17 protein-coding genes and 2 pseudogenes are annotated in these 19,268 nt (G+C 46.1%); 7 read left to right on the top strand and 12 right to left on the bottom strand.

The window, feature by feature from the left end:
- Positions 1-977 precede the first annotated feature (977 nt).
- Complete coding sequence (gene ltrA / locus D8682_RS00915) at positions 978-2,372, bottom strand: group II intron reverse transcriptase/maturase (RefSeq protein WP_121813216.1); 1,395 nt, start codon at positions 2,370-2,372, stop codon at positions 978-980.
- 611 nt (positions 2,373-2,983) lie between these two features.
- Here ltrA and D8682_RS00910 point away from each other — a divergent pair.
- Both D8682_RS00910 and D8682_RS00905 read left to right on the top strand, forming a co-directional pair.
- Entirely contained in the window at positions 2,984-3,304 is a 321-nt protein-coding gene (locus D8682_RS00910; protein WP_121813215.1) for a hypothetical protein, read from the top strand.
- 5 nt (positions 3,305-3,309) lie between these two features.
- Positions 3,310-6,078 carry a hypothetical protein gene (locus D8682_RS00905; RefSeq protein WP_121813214.1) on the top strand — a complete coding sequence of 923 codons (2,769 nt, stop codon included), beginning with the start codon at positions 3,310-3,312 and terminating at the stop codon, positions 6,076-6,078.
- A gap of 120 nt (positions 6,079-6,198) precedes the next feature.
- Here D8682_RS00905 and D8682_RS26590 read toward each other — a convergent pair whose 3' ends face one another.
- The 3 genes from D8682_RS26590 to D8682_RS00890 all read right to left on the bottom strand — a co-directional run bounded on the left by D8682_RS26590 (position 6,199) and on the right by D8682_RS00890 (position 9,476).
- Positions 6,199-6,465, bottom strand: coding sequence for a hypothetical protein (locus D8682_RS26590; protein WP_162302956.1), 267 nt, complete (start codon positions 6,463-6,465; stop codon positions 6,199-6,201).
- 108 nt (positions 6,466-6,573) lie between these two features.
- On the bottom strand, positions 6,574-7,224 hold the full coding sequence (locus D8682_RS00895) for a hypothetical protein (RefSeq protein WP_121813213.1): 651 nt from the start codon (positions 7,222-7,224) through the stop codon (positions 6,574-6,576).
- Positions 7,224-9,476, bottom strand: a complete 2,253-nt coding sequence (locus D8682_RS00890) for a M23 family metallopeptidase (protein WP_202914343.1) — start codon at positions 9,474-9,476, stop codon at positions 7,224-7,226. The genes D8682_RS00895 and D8682_RS00890 overlap by 1 nt, the downstream gene beginning before the upstream one ends.
- Before the next feature lie 287 nt (positions 9,477-9,763).
- Between D8682_RS00890 and D8682_RS00880 the strand changes: the two genes are divergently transcribed.
- The gene (locus D8682_RS00880; protein WP_121813211.1) at positions 9,764-10,246 is read left to right on the top strand and encodes a hypothetical protein; all 483 of its coding nucleotides are present in this window, start codon (positions 9,764-9,766) and stop codon (positions 10,244-10,246) included.
- Between the two features lie 210 nt (positions 10,247-10,456).
- Here D8682_RS00880 and D8682_RS00875 read toward each other — a convergent pair whose 3' ends face one another.
- From D8682_RS00875 to D8682_RS00855, 5 genes are all read right to left on the bottom strand, one after another.
- On the bottom strand, positions 10,457-10,867 hold the full coding sequence (locus D8682_RS00875; protein ID WP_121813210.1) for a type II toxin-antitoxin system HicB family antitoxin: 411 nt from the start codon (positions 10,865-10,867) through the stop codon (positions 10,457-10,459).
- A 28-nt stretch (positions 10,868-10,895) separates the two neighbouring features.
- Complete coding sequence (locus tag D8682_RS00870) at positions 10,896-11,075, bottom strand: type II toxin-antitoxin system HicA family toxin (protein ID WP_121813209.1); 180 nt, start codon at positions 11,073-11,075, stop codon at positions 10,896-10,898.
- 310 nt (positions 11,076-11,385) lie between these two features.
- Positions 11,386-11,622, bottom strand: a complete 237-nt coding sequence (locus D8682_RS00865; RefSeq protein WP_121813208.1) for a plasmid partition protein ParG — start codon at positions 11,620-11,622, stop codon at positions 11,386-11,388.
- 52 nt (positions 11,623-11,674) lie between these two features.
- Positions 11,675-12,292, bottom strand: a complete 618-nt coding sequence (locus tag D8682_RS00860; RefSeq protein WP_071700969.1) for a ParA family protein — start codon at positions 12,290-12,292, stop codon at positions 11,675-11,677.
- 1,147 nt (positions 12,293-13,439) lie between these two features.
- The gene (locus D8682_RS00855) at positions 13,440-14,210 is read right to left on the bottom strand and encodes a site-specific integrase (protein WP_121813207.1); all 771 of its coding nucleotides are present in this window, start codon (positions 14,208-14,210) and stop codon (positions 13,440-13,442) included.
- Positions 14,211-14,905: 695 nt separating this feature from the next.
- On the opposite strand from D8682_RS00855, the gene D8682_RS00850 reads away from it, so the two are divergent.
- The 3 genes from D8682_RS00850 to D8682_RS00845 all read left to right on the top strand — a co-directional run bounded on the left by D8682_RS00850 (position 14,906) and on the right by D8682_RS00845 (position 16,343).
- On the top strand, positions 14,906-15,616 hold the full coding sequence (locus tag D8682_RS00850; protein WP_121813206.1) for a hypothetical protein: 711 nt from the start codon (positions 14,906-14,908) through the stop codon (positions 15,614-15,616).
- Between the two features lie 87 nt (positions 15,617-15,703).
- Positions 15,704-15,874: a hypothetical protein gene (locus D8682_RS26585; protein ID WP_162302955.1), complete on the top strand. Its 171-nt coding sequence runs from the start codon at positions 15,704-15,706 to the stop codon at positions 15,872-15,874.
- The gene (locus D8682_RS00845) at positions 15,864-16,343 is read left to right on the top strand and encodes a peptidase M14 (protein WP_121813205.1); all 480 of its coding nucleotides are present in this window, start codon (positions 15,864-15,866) and stop codon (positions 16,341-16,343) included. The genes D8682_RS26585 and D8682_RS00845 overlap by 11 nt, the downstream gene beginning before the upstream one ends.
- 70 nt (positions 16,344-16,413) lie before the next feature.
- Here D8682_RS00845 and D8682_RS00840 read toward each other — a convergent pair whose 3' ends face one another.
- The gene (locus tag D8682_RS00840) at positions 16,414-16,602 is read right to left on the bottom strand and encodes a hypothetical protein (protein WP_121813204.1); all 189 of its coding nucleotides are present in this window, start codon (positions 16,600-16,602) and stop codon (positions 16,414-16,416) included.
- 218 nt (positions 16,603-16,820) lie between these two features.
- On the opposite strand from D8682_RS00840, the gene D8682_RS00835 reads away from it, so the two are divergent.
- Entirely contained in the window at positions 16,821-17,612 is a 792-nt protein-coding gene (locus D8682_RS00835; RefSeq protein WP_121813203.1) for a DUF2971 domain-containing protein, read from the top strand.
- Between the two features lie 45 nt (positions 17,613-17,657).
- Here D8682_RS00835 and umuC read toward each other — a convergent pair.
- Both umuC and umuD read right to left on the bottom strand, forming a co-directional pair.
- Positions 17,658-18,917, bottom strand: a pseudogene (gene umuC, locus D8682_RS00830) (translesion error-prone DNA polymerase V subunit UmuC).
- Positions 18,918-18,926: 9 nt separating this feature from the next.
- Positions 18,927-19,268, bottom strand: a pseudogene (gene umuD, locus D8682_RS00825) (translesion error-prone DNA polymerase V autoproteolytic subunit); the annotation flags it as partial.

Genomic DNA, 19,268 nt, shown 5'->3' with positions numbered 1-19,268 from the left:
TAATTTACATGCGAATAAATTCGTGCTGCTGATATTCCATACATTTAAATTCGTTCTATACAGGGATATACCGGTTAAATTCGTGCATAAATCCTGAACTAACCGACCTTATAAATAAGGTGATGGTGCCTATTACACGGCGGCCATCGCCCGCCGTCTATAAAATGCCCGCCCTTCCAGCGAGCTGAAGCTCGCGGCGGTTCGGTTGGTCGCTTTGCTCCATAGGTAGCACCCGCCAGAGGCGGGCATTAGTCGATCTGAACCCCAACCATACAAAAACGTACACTAGTTTTAACCAGACATGAAACATGTCGCTATAAGCTCACAGTACACGCACGTAAGCGCCTTACGGCGCTAACGCGGAGATACGCCCCGACAATGGCCAGTGGCCTTGTCGGGACCACTCCGACAGCGCAAAAAAGGTTCTTCGTTACTGGTAGCGGGAATGGCTTATCAGGGAGGGGGGTTGGATTGGTAAAATCTATCAACTCAGTGCGGCTGCGCCGCGTCTCCGGCGCGACAGAACAGCAGCGTTATATTTAACGATTTTGCGCGCCTCTTTTTGAAAATCCCGATTGGCAGTAAATTCTACGTTGGAGGAGTCTGAAGCCCAATCGTACGGAAACGTACGCTAAGTACATTTTTCAACCATTTCGTATGCTGGTATATTTTTAAGAACAAAAAAGGATCATGCGATGATCCTTTTATATGAAACACGCCTTTATTGGGGCAACGCTGGTATTACCGAAATTCCCCACCTGTTACGCTTGTTCGTTAATGATCCTTCGGAACCTTAATGGGGGCCGCTTGGAAAACGGTAGAGTCGAGATGTGGCGCGGTAATTTTGCAGGTCAGGCATATCTGTTGCCGCCTCTTTCGATTGGCGGTGCCTTACTGTCCTGACCATAAATCCCGTTTCCACACCCCGCTCATCGAACCGGACGTGCGCTTCTAACGCATCCGGCTCTCGGACAGAATCATGCCTTCGCCCACGGAAGCCTCTGCGGGAGCTTCGGCAACTGGATGAGTCCCAACTGATTGTAGAAGTACTCATCGGGGTATCGCTTTAACCCTTTGCTTCGTTGCTTATGTTTCTTGCAGAGCCACCGCCGCAGCCGGGTTGTGGTATAGCGATCGATGAACCGATACGACTGTGTGACAGGGCCTAATCTGAAGTAGTTAGACCAGCCCCCCAGTTTCTGGTTTAACCGCATGACCATCTCACCGGCATCCATCCACTCCATGTTCCTGCTGGTCTGGAGTCTGACGGATTCGATCATTCGTTTAATGCTCTTCTTCGAGGGACGAGTCCCTATATAAGCTTTCCTCGCCCTTGCTGAATACAAGCGTTTGAATGTGTAGCCAAGAAAGTCAAATTCCCCTTCCGGTAGCCTACACAGACGTGTCTTTTCTTCATTTACCGTCAGCTTCAACTTCGCCATCAGCCCGCGCATTGCTGCCATTGCACGACTGGCGTTTCTACGTTTGCAGCAGATAACCAGATCGTCGGCATAATTGACAATACGTGCACCAAGACTCTGTTCTATCCCCAGCGTTTTCCAGCCCATAATGAAACGTCTCATGTACAAATTGGACAAGAGCGGGGATATCGGGGAACCCTGTGGTATTCCGCACTGGTTATCCCGGTTTGCGGTTGTTCGCAGTACTTTGCCATCCCGCATCTTTTCTTCTACTGGTGCTGCCAGCCATTGTCTAATCAGTCGCAGAACGTTTCCGTCCACGATCCGACGCGCAACTGACTTCATCAGCTCAGGATGAGGTATGGTGTCGAAGTAGCCTGACAGATCTGCATCTACAATATCGCTGTATCCGCTGCTCACCAGGCTATGAACTTCCTTCACCGCGCTTTGTGCATTCCGGTTTCGCCTGTAGGCATGTTGTTCCGGTGGCAGGTCGGCTTCGAATATAGGTTCGAGCACCAACATTGCTGCCATCTGACAAACTCTGTCTTTCAGGCAAGCGATCCCCAGCGGTCGGGTTTTCCCGTTTGGCTTAGGTATATGGACGCGTCTGACCGGTTTCGGGACGTATGTACCTTCCCGAAGTTGTTGCGCCAGTTCTCCGAGCCATCGTTCCACCCCGTATAACTCAATATCGTCGAAGGTCTGCCCATCCGTACCCGCTGCGCCTTTATTTCGGCGGCAACACTGGTACGCATAAATCAGCACACTGCGATGGTATATTTTGTCGTACAAAGCGTGGAATCTAAGCTCAGATCTTTCCTTCGCTTTCGCATGTAACGTCGTCTGCAATTCCTGAACGTATTTCGGAGTTCTTAGGTTGCCCAATCTCCAGTTCCTCATCACTTTCGGCGTTGTTTCTGAACTAAGGCTCCTTTCCTCCACCGGCATTACCCGGCTTCCCCGGTACTACGAGCCTCTCCGTCATCCTGTCGTGCCCGGTCTGGCCGTCACCGGCCACCGGTTGGTGTTAGCGTTCACCACACGCAGGACTTCCCGTGTTGCTCCGGTCTTCCTCTTGTATACATGCTGTCGCCACTACCCCGGTGGAGGTTGCAGGGTGCGCGCTTCGTTCACTTCCCCTGTAACTGGCAGCCTTCCCCAAAAATTTGGTGGGTCAGCCTCCACATTGCGTTTTTCGAGGCCTGCTCAGCGTTCACTCACGTTACGGCCTGCATACTCGCTGAATCACTAAAATGATCCTATACACCAGAGGCTTCAGCCGCTTTGTTACCGCCACGGCTGCTCTGATTACTACCGGCTGGAACGAAAGTTGCCGGGCGGGGTTCGCACCCGCTGAAAGACCGTGCCTTTGCACGGCGCACAAATTATCCTACGTTAAGGCCGTTTCTTAAGCAGACATGACAGGCAGATCTGAGCGAACAGCAGACTGTCGAACTATCTCGTTATTAGACAATAAATATACGTGGTGAAATATCCTTCTTCGATTTAAAATGTATCTTGCTGTATTAATAACTTCTTAACATTAAGGGAAAAATTTCATGGAGTTTTTATCTTCCGTAATACTTTCTGGCGTTGTTTATGACATGCTCAAACACCAAGTTTCGATTACTGCAACTTCAATAAAAGAAAAGTTAAAAGGTTGGGTTATTGATGAGGTCGTGGCTCCCGCTTTGGCGGAAGAAATTAAAAAACTGTCTTTAAACGATGAAATGAGCGAAAAAGCAATTGAAAGAAAACTATTGGATAGTGGTGAAATTCAACAAATACTCTCGTCTATAAAACCTAACAATACTACTGTAATTATGCAAAACCATAGTGGTACTGGTGATAATGTTGGTGGAAATAAAATTACGGGGTAGTGTCTATGGATAACTTTGATAGCGGCAGTTCAGTTAGTCAAAATCATACTGGAACAGGCCATAATGTTGCTGGTGACTTAACTATATATAATATTGATAATGTTGATTTGGCGACTGAGTTAGCAGTTGCTGTTTTAGTTGGTTGCTGGGATGAAAAAAATGATGGTGATATTGAGGTAATTACAAGCCTTATTGATGAATCGTATGAAAGTTGGATAAAAAAATTAAGAATAATTGAAGGAATGCAAGATAGTCCCTTGATTCATGAGCGAGGTTCTTGGAGTTTTAAAGATAGAACACAAGCATTCCAAACGGTATCGTCAAGATTATTCGATAATCATTTGGATTTATTTCAGGCGATTGCTACATCCATTTTTAAAACTATCGACCCACAGTTTGAACTGGCACCAGAAGAGCGTTATGCAGCAGCAATTTATGGGAAGGTTTTGCCACACAGTCGATTAATAAGGAAAGGGCTATCCGAAGGTCTGGCATTAGTCGCAACAAAGCAAGAGTTGCTTACCAACTGCTCAAAATATAAAGGGCAATACTGCGCCTCAAGTGTGGTTAAAGAAGTGTTGTCTGCCTCTAGTTGGCAATTATGGGCTAGTACGAAAGATATTCAAATTATGCTTGCAGAAAGCGCTCCTGATTATTTTATCGACGAAGTAGAAAGGGCTGTATCTCATCAAGACAAGCCGTTTGATTCACTTTTTGCACAGGAAGGTGTCGATGGGATTTCAGGTCGGAATTATTTGACAGGACTGCTATGGGCTATTGAAGGATTGGCTTGGGCACCCGAGTATTTATCTCGCTCTTTAGTAATATTAGGGGAACTGGATAGCCATGATCCTGGTGGTAACTGGGCTAACAGGCCACTTAATTCGATTATCGATATATTGTTACCATGGCTTCCTCATACTACAGCCGATATAGATAGGCGTATTGCTGCTTTTAAAGCATTGGAAAGGGAGTATCCCGATACAGCATGGCGTGTTTTAGTTCAGTTGCTACCCAATAATATGAGAACAACCTCTGGTACACATATACCAACTTTTAGAAATTTTATTCCTAACGACTTTAACAAAGAGCCATCTAATGATGAGTACCGGGCTCAGATTGAAACATATAGCCAATTAGCAATCGACTTGGCAAGTAAATCTTCATTAAGGCTTATTGATTTAGTTGACAATATTGACAATTTATCACCGTTTAAATTCGATGATGCAATTAAACTGTTATATGACTTTTCTAAAAAACCAGATAGTGATGAATTAAAATTAGAGTTATGGGAAAAATGCTTAGAGGTCTATAACAAGCACAAAAGATTCTCAGATGCTCAGTGGGCAATACAACCAGAGCAAAATAAAAAAATTAAAGATGTTTCTACAGCCTTAAAACCAGAAGAGCCTATGCTTTATAGCAAACGACTTTTTGGTCAAAGAAGTCATGACTTATTTGATGAAAATGGGGATTGGCGAGCCCAAGAAGAAAGATTGGCAAAAGAACGATGTCAGTCAATATCTGAAATACACACCGTTAATGGTATTGAAGGAGTTTTAGAATTTTCGGGGGGTGTTGAAAGGCCTGAGGTTGTCGGCAACAGTCTAGTTGCAGAAAATCTAGAGATCCCTTTAAATACACTAAAAAAACTTATTCTTAGCGACATTAAAGAGGAACGTTCTCTTGCTTCTGGCTATGTGTGGGCCAAGAACTACAAGGAAGGAAATTCATGGGTATTGGCTGCTGTTAATAACTGGAATGCTCAAGAAAAAGTTGAGTTTTTTCTTTTACTACCGTTTAAAAAAGAAACATGGGATATGTTAAATGCTTCATTTGATGATTTCCCTTACGAGTATTGGGTAAATACCGTTACTAACACATACCACTGTGATTCAACGGAAGAAATTTACTTTGCAGTAGATTGCTTGTTTAAAGTAGACCGTCCAGTGTCAGCAATTGATTGTTTATCTCGAATTCTGAATAGCGATAAGGTAGTTGATAGCAGCAGAGTTGCAGTTGCTCTATTGAAATCTATTAAAACTACAGAAGATGTTAAGCGGTTTGATATTCACTCATTTAACGAACTTGTTAATTATCTTCAAAATGATGACACTGTTTCAGATGACGACTTGGTGCAAATTGAATGGGCATACCTGCCTATAATTAATAGTGGCGCTGATGATTCGTTACAGCCTCAAGTTTTAGAGAAAAAACTTGCAAATGAACCAAGTTTTTTTTGTGAAATCATTCGCAATGCGTATCGGTCAAAATTTCAAAAAGAAAAGAACGAACTATCTGAAAGCAAAATAAATATTGCCAAAAACTCACACTATCTACTTGATAAGTGGCGTAGGGTTCCGGGTATTGATGCAGAGGGTAAATTTGATGCCAATGCATTTAATAACTGGTTTAATTTGGTTCAAACAGAATGTGAAGAGTCAGGGCATTTAGAAATTGCGTATCAAATAATTGGAAGAGTATTAATTTTTAGTCCTTCAAATGAAGAAAATTGGATACTTGCTGAACTTGCTGAATTTTTGAATAGGCGTGAACTTGAAGAGGTGCGTACTGGTTATAGGATCGCGATAAGAAATTCGCGTGGTGCCCACTTCGTTGACCCAGAAGGCAAACCGGAATTGGAATTAGCCAAAAAATATCGCACTAAATCTGATGAAATAGAACTGCTAGGCTTTCATCGATTTGGTAGAACTCTTCGAGAGTTAGCCGACGGGTATCAAGCGGAAGCAGAGTCGATAATAGAACGGGTCTGACGCTCAGTGGAACGAAAACTCACGTTAGGCGAGAAAGATCGCCTGAAAAATCGATTAATGGGCAGCAGTGTCCGTTAAATACCATTTAGCGATTAAAAACACACCGTTTGAGCGCATTTTTCACTGTCCGCAATGTTTTGATTTATCGGACAAAAATCTCTTAACGTGTGAAACCGTTCCGCTGAGCGTCAGACCCCGAAAACGAGCGGCAAGCGCTTCAAAGACCTGCACGGTCGGGGTGTAAGGAAAGACCTTGCAGCGCAAACGGTAGGGAGTTGCCATAAACAGTGGCGGATAAGCTGTAGCCCGGCGCTGAACATAGCCCTCCCCAATAATCTGTTCGTCAGACTGGGCCTGCCGGAGCTTTAGGCGGGTGACGATAAACATAACCGAACCGCCGTATACGGACCCGTATGTACGGTGGTGTGGGAGGAGGCTGGTCGTGAGATCAGCCCCGATCCCGGTGGACAACGGATGTTATGTTTAATCTGGTCGTTATTTGGCAGGTTTTTCTGGCAGACCCATTTCGACCGTTTCAAGGGATTTGAGCATATAGGGGGTGAAATCGACTTCTTTACCGTCGATGAGGTCGACCATTGAGCCTGAACCACAGAAAGCAAAATAGCTCTGGTTTTGTATCAGGCAGAATGACAGTTTTTTCTTCACCCCTTTCTTTTTTTCCTCTAGGGGAATATTGCGGTTTACTACCGCATAGCCACGGGTATTGACGGACCGGATATTATACAACTCCAGAGGCTGCAGCTCGCTCAGGTTTTTAATGCCATAAAAGTCCAGAGAACGCTGAGTGCCTTCCTTGCTTAAAATGTACTTTTTGTTTTTCCAAAGCCCTGTTTTTTTATCAAGATAAACCTCTTCAGGTAATGCTTGCCCCGGTCCGTACCCGTTAGTAATGACATCAACAGAGAACAGACAAAGCCAAGTATCCGATAGTGGATATTCTTTGCGTTCAGGAGGATGAAACATTTTTAATGAAATTACTTTGCATCCTGATATGGTCGCCAAATAATTACTTGAAGTGATTTGATTAAATAAATTTTCATTGAATTTATCCGGATTAGCGATCTCCGGGGTTATTCCTCCTGAGGAAAAAAAAGGGATTACCATCAGCAGTAATAATTTTTTCATCAGCCTCTCCTTAGCTGGTCTGATTCGGGCTTCTCGTTGACCGGGTTATTATCGCTGTCCGGGAATTTCTGCTCGGTGAGGACGGCTATCGCGCTGCCGTAGACGCAGCAGCGGGTATCAAAACCATTCAGCCCCTGATAGCGTCCGTTATCGATCTGACTTGGCAGATTAACGGCGGCGCTGGCCCGCCAGAAAGCCTGGCTGCGGTAGTAAATCTTTATCCTGCTCTGTCGGGGAGTGACGCTGCACCGCTCCAGCACGTGATCGTTATCGGCGTAGGGGGCCATATTCATTGAAACCCAGTAAAACCCGGCACTGCTGGCCGCCTCATGGAGGTCGCTGCTGACGTTATTCCGCCACCGGATAATGTTCTCCGGGACGTGGTTTTCGGTATCAGACAGGTGATTGTCGGTGTAGCGAAGGGACTGTTGTGCATACAGACGACTGTATTCATTTATCAGGGTGTTCCTGATATTTTCCGGGCATGCTCGCCCCCTGAAGCTGAAATAATTGAAGTAGTTTTCAGGGTTAGTAAGCTGTAACAGGCCGCGCCCGTACCACGGGTGGTACCAGATGTTGTAGCGGCGGATGACCAGACGCGTGCGCGGGTCTGTTTCCGTATAGCGGTACCCTTCCTCCATCGACCCCAGCCAGCCCGTTTCCTGAATGCCGTTCCCCAGGAAGCAGGCGATGCGCAGCGGGGTGGTAATCAGGTATTTCTGCATTGCCCTGTTCATGTGCGTACGGATATTGTCCGCGACGCTGCCGGCACCGTCCCGGTAGTTGTTGATGGCCTCCCAGCGGTAATCATTCCGGCCAGCCGTTCTTAGCGCGTTCCGGGGAATGAGCTGTTTCAGTTCTGATTTGCTTAGCCAGCAACACTTGCGGAAATGGGTGATGAAGGTTTGCGGATGGAAATGCCACAGCCTGCCGGTGCCGTGTTCGCCGGTATCAAAGCACAGCGCTGAGGCATGACTTTTCAGCCGTTCATAGTCTTCTTCAGACATGGCAGGAACATCGTCAGAGCCTGTTTTGAGCCAGGCATAGCGCTGGTCAAAGGTGGCAGCATTCCACTCCAGCGGAAAATGGCAGACCAGCCGGCAGCTCAGGTCGCTGAAATGCCCGCTGTCCTGTAATCCGGCGATAAGGGGGGAATTACACTGACTGTTGTTGTCCGTGTCATCGTCCACCATCCGCCACCCCGTCCAGTGCGGGAAGTCGGCATCGCTGAATTTTTTGATGTCAGGGGAGGCCAGATTGACCATGCCCGTTCCGCCGGGAAAGCTGACGGTACGCCACAGTGGGGCATCAGCAGGAGTCAGGGTTTCATGTTCAGTACTGATGACCCGGCCGAAGCGGAGGAGTTCGAACCCGGCAGACGAATTCTGCGGGTACAGGCGTCTGGCAGTCCGGAATAAGTTGTATTCATACTTCCCAGCAGTATTTTGGCTGTTATCAAGCGGATTAGCATCGGCATTCACCAGCATCTCCCCCACGGTGTCGAACCATGCCGGCGTGGTGGCATTTTGCCTGCGGGTGAGCATTGTGCAGTCGCCTTTTCCGAAGGTCATGCTGACGAAGAGTGGTTCCGTGGTGGTATGAACTGCGTTCAGGCGGGTCGTGTCCGGTGAAGCTGCGTCAGGTACCGGTGCGTAAAAGGGGGTGCCGGGCGGTAGATAAAAATGGATATCGCCGTAAAGGGTGTCGGTTCTGCCGTCACGGGTGATATCGACTTCAGGCGTGGTGCGTCCGGTCAGTTTCAGCATGTTCTCGTCGTCACAGAACACCTGAAAATGGAAGGCATTCACACCGTCCACCATACCATTCATCCCGATAGGGTCTTTACGCCAGATTCTGGCACCCTCTGCCACTGCCGGGTCCAGTCGGTCGCGAAGGTGCATATACAGGGAATAGAAAACAATACTGCCGCTGTCACCTGAACCTATGGAGGTTTCATGTTTCAGCAGCACATATCCGTTATCAGTCTGCCCGTTGTAGTTCAGCGGGAATGCATCGCGCTTATCCGTTCCTGATGGCTTACGGAAAGAGACCACCACACCATCAGCAATCGCCCGGACCATTTCCGGGTGGTGGGTTTTGTCGCTATGGGTGACGTGTACACCACCATGCCAGGAACCATGCGCATTGAGTGGGAAGCTCCGCGTTGCGTCGATGGGAAGCATACTGTTTACCCATGAATCCTCACTGTCACCAGCATTCTGTTCACGGATAAAGGGTGGGCTGATAATCATGATGACTCCCTGTCTGTATGGCAATGGCAGGGAAATCCCTGCTTTTCGTATGACTAACTACGATAGCGTACTGAAAGGCCTGGATAAAAGGCAAAAAAAGCGACTATGTCGTGAGTGGCAGGTAATGCCAGTAATGATTCACTTTCCGACAAAGAAAGAATCTGCCTCCTTGCTATACAGTTTCCCTCATAAATTATTCGATGCGGTATTTTTAACAAAAATGGTTATCGCATATAATGACTTAATGCTAATGTACGCATACATTAGCATTAATAGAGGTTGAGATTATGCGGAATGAAACGAAAGAGGCCATGCGTATGTTCTTGGGCGGTAGATGTTACACGGCGGAAAACCTCGAACGAGATTATCTTGCCGAAATGGTCGGGTACAGTGACGACCGCTGGGAAGCGCCGCAGCGTGCCGCACGTCTGGCGGCGGCGGTAAAGCGTTACAAAACCTCGCAAATGCTGTGTTTTATTTTTGCCACCGTCGCATACGATCCCGACCCAGATCTAACCCCGCTGGCCGTGAAGCGGCTATGTAATGCCCTCTTCGGCAGAACGGGGAGCCAGTGGCTGATTGTGGAAATTTTCGGGGATACGGGGCGACAACGCCGCAGCGACGATAGTAGCCCGGAGGCCGTGGAAAAAATGGCCGCCATATATCGCCACGAAGCCAGGCGGCACTGGTCTGAAACGTTGGCAACGATTGAGCGGGTTAAGCGTACCTATAAGGAGGGGGTCAGGGCATCTAGGAATGGCGAGGACTGATCATCTTTAACTTAATGCTAATGTATGCGTACATTAGCATTAAGTTATTGTGCCAAACGTACAATAATTCTCGATATCCAAACTGACCCCTAGAACAGTGTTACATGCCGCTACGTGGTGCCTCCTTCTGTAAGGAAAGCAAGAGCCGAGGTTTGGGGTGGAAGCAAAAAGGTTGAAAAGCCCACGATGAGTGGGCTAGTTCTCTGGCAGTTAAGCTGTTCTTGCAATCCTTTCTAACGCGACTTGAGCAAGAAAGCCCGAGCGGGTTTTAAACTCGGGATGTGTTGCTACACAGCGATCAATCCGGTCAATTAGAGATTTAGGCAGTGTTACGTTAATTTTTTCTGAGCCGCCAAGTAAGCGCGTTACGTCAATATCAACGACAGCCCAGGTATAACCGGCAAATTCTGGATCTTTGGCCAGCGCACCAACTGATGAAACGGCTGGAATATCCCCTCCCATTTCAACCAGCAATTCAATATGACCAGTGATCGCTTCTTTGGCATTAGCAATCGCTTCTTCCATCGTATCCCCAGCTGAGAAACAACCAGGTAAATCAGGCACTGTCACACCATATGCATGTTGTTCGTCGCCTGCTTCAATCGCAATTGGATATAACATAATTTAAGCCCTTATGATGAAGCTGGGATTAAATCCCAGCTTGTTTCCTGATGCTCTTAACCGTTTTAATGGGTAAGTCCTTTTTCGGGTGCTGTATGGTTACCAGTCCCGGTTTTGTCGGGTGAGTAAAGTGATGATGACTTCCATTTACTCTTACCAGTATCCAACCATCTTCCTTGATTTCTGCAATTAACCTTCTGCTATCCATCGCTATTCTCTGTTGTGTCCTGATGCAATAATTATAACCCTGACAACCCCAAGGTACAAAGTTTTTAGGGTTGTCAGGGTTATTTTTATCTCTTAGGATTCTGTGCAGTTATACATTTCGTCCCCACACTTATCCCCGGTTTCTGTGGATATTCAACATGTAGTATTCCAGGCAGAGACAACCAATACCATATGTTGTGTTCGTCACGCAGCCGTTATTTTTTTTGCCCAAGCCTTAAGCCGAGTAAAAGATATAAACCCAATTACTCAATTACTCAATTACTCAATTACTCAATTACTTAATTGAGTTTCTATTCGTTGTCTTTTAGCCAGGCGTCGGTAAGTTCATTCATAACGTCTGAGATAGAGACTCCCTTCCTGGCACATGCCGCTTTTAATCGTTGGTGTTTATCTTCTGGCATGTTGAAGTTGATCCGCTTCTGAATAGCTACTGGTGCGCTTGAAATGACTTTATCTAAGTCGCGGTTTTCACCGAACGTCATAACCTTATGAGTGGAGCTACCACTATTCTGTTTATTTAACGCCATGTTTTTACTCCAATACTTATTTACTCATTTGAGTTTATGAGTAAATGTGTTTTTACGCAACAATTTTCAGGATTTCAGCGGCGAGTACATCAATTTCACCTTTGGCCGCGCCATCATTGGTATCGAAAACGGTTTCACCATCTAGCACAGACTTAACGTAACTCTGTCGTTGAGTTATTGCTGTTTTGAACGAAGCAATGCCCGTTGCTGCAATGCTTTCCCGTAAAACGCTTAACATGGTGGCTTGTTCAATTTTTCGGGTAATAAGGAACCTACATTCTACTGGACGATTATAGGACTGTGCCTCCAGAACACTTATTACTGCACCAGATGCTGAGAAATCTAAAGGTGACGGTGTCACCGGTATAATTACCAAATCACTGACCATGACAGCCGCAGCGGTAATGACAGAAAGCGCCCCAGCCCCGTCAATAATCACATATGGATAATCAGTTAATTCCTTCCTTATTGTGTACACGTCTTTTTCTGATGCGACTGTGAATACATCAAAGTTGGCTTTTTCAGCCTTATTCCAGTTTGCCAGGCTTTGCTGTGGATCTGTATCTACTACAGCCACCTTATTATTTCTCGCAATACAAGTAGCAATGTTAATAACGCTTGTTGTCTTGCCACTACCACCCTTTGGGTTCAAAAAAGAAATAACTTTCATTGCGCTCCCCTTTTTTACTCATATGTGTTTATGAGTGTTTGTGTAATCACTCTAGCGTACTATCCTGTATGTGTAAATGATGAAATGTGTATTTACTCATATGAGTAAATGCGCATTTAATGGAGTTATGCATAAACGAGGCTTTGGCCATAAAATCATGACCAAACTGAAATCTTGTTTTTGATAACAAATAAGCAACATTAAATGCAGGCATTTTGGGAAAGAAAACGTGATCTTTTGAGGCGTTCACCCCGACATTGTAACGAGTGCTCTTGGCGTGGTGCGTGAAAGAGGCAATATGTTAACTACTGGAGGAAATAAAATGTTAAAGGCCGTGAAGCGGTTAACTCCACGGCCTTACTTACGTTTCCGTCAGCTTCAGAAGAAGATGCGGATCAGCTCTAAAACCACGATAGCGGCTTTCAGAACCATGATGATTTTATCAATCATGCGTCTCTCCAGTTAAACTGGAGGAGGAACACCGTTACTTACTCATACACTGCCTGTTGTAACGGTTTCTTCATTGTTAGATGTAGAGCGTTCTCCTCCTGCCAGAGCACTGAAACAGCACCACCTGTTGTTCAGCCAGGACTTTCAAATCGTTCATACCCGCTAAAGCCGGGTTTAAGGGCAGGAAAGCGACAATACAGAGCTAACCTGCTGATTATATAACGGGCCATGCAAAAACTGCCATCACTCTCTTGAGTATTGCCTGAGTATTACTCGAGTATTGACAGGCAAAGCATGGGGCATATAATTAGAGACGTTAGATGTAGAGCGTTCTCCTCCGGTCAGAGCACCACTCCGAACCGGAACCGTAATTAAACCCGACCTCACCAGTTGGGTTTTTTTACGTCTGAAAGGCGCTCACAATCCCGCCACTGCAACTATTATCTCGGTTATTGATTTTCCCGCAAGTATTGATTTCATTGAAAAATTAAGGTTGTGACAGGCCGGTTTTCGCTAAGTCCACGCCACGTAAGGCTTGTGACACTTGTCAATGGGAGGCAAAAAAAATGATATTTTTGATCGGCGCTGATTTCTTAAACGCCATTGAAAGCCAGCCCCTTTCAGTAGGGGAGGTATGGGCCGGTATGTTTCATAAGAAAAGAACGTTTGCAGCACGTCAATAACAAATTTCCCGTCTTCATCCCTTGAGCAATTGCTTTGCAGTCTGTACATCGAGCGTAAAATCCAGCCTCCTTCCCGCCAGTACATCGAGCGCCATCACCCTGGAATACACTTCAGTACTCCGGGCGTAACGGTGGCCCATCAGCGACTGAAGGATCATATCGGGCAGACCATGCATTTTCAGATGCATGGCAAAGGAATGACGCAGGGTATGCGGCGTGACCGGAATTGAAAACATGACACCGTCACGCTCGGCCCGTGTCACGGCGGCGGTTAACCAGTTAATCGGGGTCTGTCTGGAGGATACATCCCAGATGGGCTGATGCTTGATACGGGGTTTCCAGGTGGCGATGTACTCTTTGATACGTTGTTCATAGGCGGTATCGAGCACCGGCACCAGGCGAATGGCGGGTTCGGGCGGCTTATCATAGCGCGGGTCGGCTGGCGGTATCTCCTCTGTGATTTTCGGCCTGCCGGGTTTGCGGCTGGCTTCCCGGCCACGCTGTTTCAGGGTGCGTAACACCACCACCGGCTTACCACTCTCCGATATAAAATCCGCAGGGCGCAGGGCCAGTGCTTCATTGAGTCGTGCGCCGGTATTCCAGACGGTATCAAAATACGTGCGCTGGCGCAGATCGTCGAAGTAACTGAGTAACACGGCCACTTCCGGGGCGAGCAGGTATTTCGGTAATCCCGCCCCGAGGCTTGCGGCCAGATCACGTAATGACCGCGCATCCGCGAGCGACAAATAACCATTCCAGGCGTCGCTACGTGAAATCTGATTCATTTCGTGGGCTATGAGGCTCAAGTATTTAATCTCCGCATCTTCAGTTTGACGGCCTGACGCATCCGGGGCGTGGCCCGGATTTGTCCAGCCCCTCAGTATCCCGGAAGCCCGTTCCGGGATACTGAGGGGCTCCGGTAAAAATCCGGTTAGTTATCCTTGCTACTAAGGGTGACGAAACCGCCAGGCGCTGCCGGTGCCGTAAAGTATGCCGTAAAGCGACACGCTGTCCGATCACAATAATTCGGATTCTGGATTTTCAGAAAATGGACATTTTTTCCGATAATGCAATTTGGCCTGGTAAAAAGTTTCTGGCCGCAGAGAAATATGGCGCGGAGGGACAGGAAGGAGGGCGGCAAAACACTATATCTGGTAGCGAAGGTAGCAGTACGAACCACTACATGTTGATTATCCACAATTTCAGGGGATAAGTGTGGGGAGGAAATGTATAACTGGACAGAATGCGCTGTATGTCCAATCCGGGGCGGGAATTAAGAGAGAAGGGTTCCGGTGCCTGGATCAAGCCCGAACGCAGACACCGGAGCGCCAGTAACGACGCCCGGCTATTTTACCGTAAAGCGCCCCAGATCGCGGGAAATCTTTTCCGAAAACAGATCGTCAAAGCACACTACCCCGGCAGAGATATTCGCAGTAAAATACGCAATACATTAATATAATTGCGAACAGATGGCGTCTAAATGAAAATTGATTTCTTCGAATGTAATTACTTTCATCAATTGAACAGTTTTAATATTGAATTGTATACAATAAAAAACTTTCATAACCACAGTGAGTCTTACTGGCAAACTGTTGAGGAGGATGTAAATAACTCCATGATGGCTGAAATTAAAGACGCAGATACAGAAGATCATGAGAATATTGTAGATGCCTATGTAGAAGATCTCATCAATGCACAAAGCACAGCACCAAGATTTCACCGTGAAACCATGCTTGTATCTCTATATTGCCAGGCTGAATACACTCTTTTAGAATACTGTTCGTGGTTTAATCAGGATGTTATGGGCAAGGATTCTAATTTTGACAAACTGAGCAGACACGCCGTGCTGGATAATATTTCCCGGTATATGCAGGATGTGATGGGGTTTGATTTAACATCATTCAAAGATGAGTGGGAATATTTAAAGAATATTAAACTTATCAGAAACCGGTTAGTGCATTCGAACGGAAAGGTTGGAAAAAAACCCATGAAAATAGAATCGTTTTGTGAGCAGAACGTGAATTTCAGAATCCAGAATGGATTTATCGTTCTTTGGAAGGGGGCAATTGATGATGCTATTAACGTGTTAATGAAATTATTGCATAAGCTGGAGAATGAAAATCAATTGTTCATAGGAAGACATCAGGAAAAATTTGGGGCTTTTGAACACACGGGATTCAATAACGTTTGACAGATGCTGCACCTGTTGGAAGCGTTTAAACCAGTCGCGGTGCGAGACAGTGAAACAAAGGGAGCACAGGAATGAAGATGAATAAAGATGAATAAAGAAGACAATCTGGAGAACTGCCCGGACTGCGGCGAGGATATGCCAGGCAGTAAAATCCGCTGTACGCGCTGCCAGCGGCAGCACGACGACGAAAATACGACCGAGGCCGATTATCGCGCTATAATTATCACAGGAAAGTATGGGGTAACAGATGGCCGTTGAGTGGGTGGATGTGGCTGATAATGCCGTAAAAATCGGATTGGGTTCGTTTATTGCTTTGCTTGGCGGTGGGTTAACGCTGAAGTTAACACAGCAGCACGAATTAAAGAAAGACACGACAACACAGGAATTAAAAGAGAAAGAGAAAAAGACTGAGCGCTATATAAAATTTCTGGCATTGTCTCAGTCTCTCATGCAAACCTATTTATATAAACAGTGTGAGGCTAATGATGAAGGTTATCTTGAATATTTACGCATACATAATGAAATAACAATCACGTCGAGTCTTGTTATCAGAAAAGCAGCGTTTAAATTACAGTATGATGTTTCCACGTATATTCTTTATAACAAAGATAATGATCCAGATCTCATTGAAAATTTAAGAGAAGTGTCGAGGGATTCTGTGTCAATGTTTCAGGCTATTGTGAACGAAGAACTGTGTAACGGAAAGTTTGGGCGTACCAGTCAGTAGTACTGGACAGATTATCGGAGTGTCCAATATCAAAGGGAAAAGCCGATGGCGCGGCTATGACTAATATGCGTCATTCCCCACGACGGCGCTCATGTTGCAGGCGCTCCCTATATGCGGGATCGCTTTCCCACAGCTCAGTGACCTTCTCCACATCAGAAACAGGAAAACTTTTCAGTTGCACCTGAGCTGAAAGGCTACCTGCTTTTGCGTGTGCGAAAAACCATTCCAGGGATGACAGACTATTTCCTGTATTTTTCATAGGTGTCTCCATAAAACCTTCTGTTTTAGAAGAACAATTATATGTTTCATGAGTGCCGGAAACGTGATGCAGATTGTGCGGTGGACAGAAAGACCTGAACGTCCAAAATGGTAGAGAGTTTGACGGTCAGAAGGCAATCACTGAGGAGGCTGGATGTACGTAGGAGTCAGTTAGATTATACTCTCGACACCTCCTCGTATGAGTTATAGTAGGATCTGATGCGTATATATCATTACACTGATTTGAATGGACTGAAAGGAATTATAGAAAATGATTGTTTTTGGGCGACAAATTTTTATTTTTTGAATGATGCTCAGGAGTTACAACATGGAATGCAATGCATAGTTAGCTCATTGGAATATCTTAAAGATGAATTTAGTGGCAGAAGTCTGAAATTTATCCGAGATGCGATGACAAAATTTGAGCTTTTCGAAGCTAGACATATGTATAATATTTCATTTTGTCGTGACTCTGACCTGCTCAGCCAGTGGCGGGGATATGGTGCAAAACAAGGTGTTTGCTTAGAGTTTGAGAGCGAAGAGCTATTCGAATCGCTTAGCTTTAGTGAATGTGCATCTATTTCAGGAGAAGTGATTTATACAAAGCCGGATTCCACTCCGAAAGCTAAATCGAAAATAACTGATTTTTTCAGGCGAGAGGATATTGCGAAGCTTATAGCAGACGACCCGTTTCACGAAATAATATATTCTGCTGATTTTGCAAGAAAAGCTACTCCATTTTTTAAGCACGAAAGTTTCAGTGAGGAAAAGGAGTTCAGAATTGTGATTCAACCAATAAATAGATTGAACAATGTAAAGGTCAGGGTCAATGATTACGGGCTTATTCCGTATTTAGAAATTAAAGCAAAAACAAAATTGCCATTGAAAAGCGTGAAAATTGGCCCTTGTAAAGATAAATGGTTAATGACTGAGGGAATACAATTTTTGCTTCAGTCCAAGGGGTATACCGACATTCCATGCTCCTATACTGAAACCCCATACAGGGGTTAAAGGTAAGGGGGCATGGGCAGAAACACTGGGATGTCTAGTATTATCCTATTTTATTGCTGCCGTGGGGAGTTCCTGCCAGTTCGTTGTCCAGCGTGGAGAAAGCATTTCGCGTTTCATTTGCCAGCCCTTGTTTATCCCTTGACCTGCAAACCAGATTTTCCCAAGGCCAGTATCGTTTATGCGATCAATTACGCTCATCAGCTGGGCGCTGTTGGGTCTGGGCGGGGTTTCATCAAACATATCTATCTGACCGGGACGCGGAACAAAATTATTGAGCATGATGCCCGCCTTTTGATAGCGATAACCCGGTCGCCAGATTCGCTCTAAAGCCCGCATTGCTGAGGCGATGATGTCTCGAGTGTCCTGGGTGGCAAGTATCAGCGTCTGAGTAGCTGAGTTGCTGTAATACGGGTCGGTTGAAAAAGGACTGGTACGTACAAATACCGTGATGCTTCTGCAATATTGCTTTTCCCCGCGCAGCTTCACGGCAGCCCGTTCTGCATACTGACAGACCGCTTCTCTCATTTGCTGCTCTTCAGTGATGCGTTCGCCAAAACTGCGGCTACAAATGATTTGCTCTTTTGCAGGTAGCTCATCGATGGATATACATGATATGCCGTTAAGTTCTCTTACGGTGCGTTCAACCACCACACCGAAGGTCTTACGAATAAAGGCCAGGTTCGCATCGGCGAGCTGAAGGGCATTTTTCATCCCCATGGCTTCCAGTCGAGCGCTGATTTTTTTTACCGATCCCCCATATATCGCCTACCGGTGTCAGAGCCAGCAATTTTCTCTGGCGTAAACGCTCAGTCAGAACAACTACGCCTCTCGTAGCTGGCCATTTTTTGGCAGCATGATTGGCGAGTTTGGCCAGTGTCCGGGTTTGTGCAATGCCAATCCCGCAGCTCAGGCCGGTATCTCTGTAAACCGTTGCCTGGACCCGCTTACCATACGCCTCTAGGGACTCACAGGACTCGATACCGGAGACCGTCAAAAAGGCTTCATCGATTGAGTAAATAGTCAGTTGAGCCGCGAGACTTTCCAGGGTGGCACATACTCTGGCGCTCATATCGCCATACAGAGCATAATTTGAACTAAAAACGGCAATATCATGTTGTTTTATCAGAGGCTTAATCTGGAACCATGGCGCACCTCTTTTAATGCCGGTTTGTTTTGCCTGGCGATTGAGAGCCACGCAATTTCCATCGTTGTTTGACAGGACAATGACCGGCTTATTTTTCAAGTCAGGTCGGAAAGTTGCTCACAACTTGCATACATCGCATTGATATCACAGAGTAAATACATGTCAGTTCCTCACAGAAAATCATGGATGCTGTGAGTGACCACGCCGAATATTTCCAGTTCATCAGGGTTAACGTAAATCGGGCTGTAGGCCGGGTTCATTGGCATCAGACAAAGGCGGGGGTGCAGCATGAGGCGCTTAACCGTAAATTCGTTCTCGATGGCCGCAATTACGATACTACCGTGAACGGGCTTAATAGCGCGGTCAACTATCAGCAAATCGCCTGACAAAATGCCACATTCAGCCATCGAATCACCTGAAGCACGGACATAGTAAGTCGCTGATGGATGCCGTATGTAGTGCTCATTCAGATCCAGTGACGAGTCTATCCAGTCTTGCGCTGGACTGGGAAA

The organism is Buttiauxella sp. 3AFRM03 (genome assembly GCF_003675305.1).
Lineage (GTDB): Bacteria > Pseudomonadota > Gammaproteobacteria > Enterobacterales > Enterobacteriaceae > Buttiauxella > Buttiauxella ferragutiae.
Note: the sequence above shows the minus strand (reverse complement) of the source record. Positions and strands in the feature narration are given on the sequence as shown.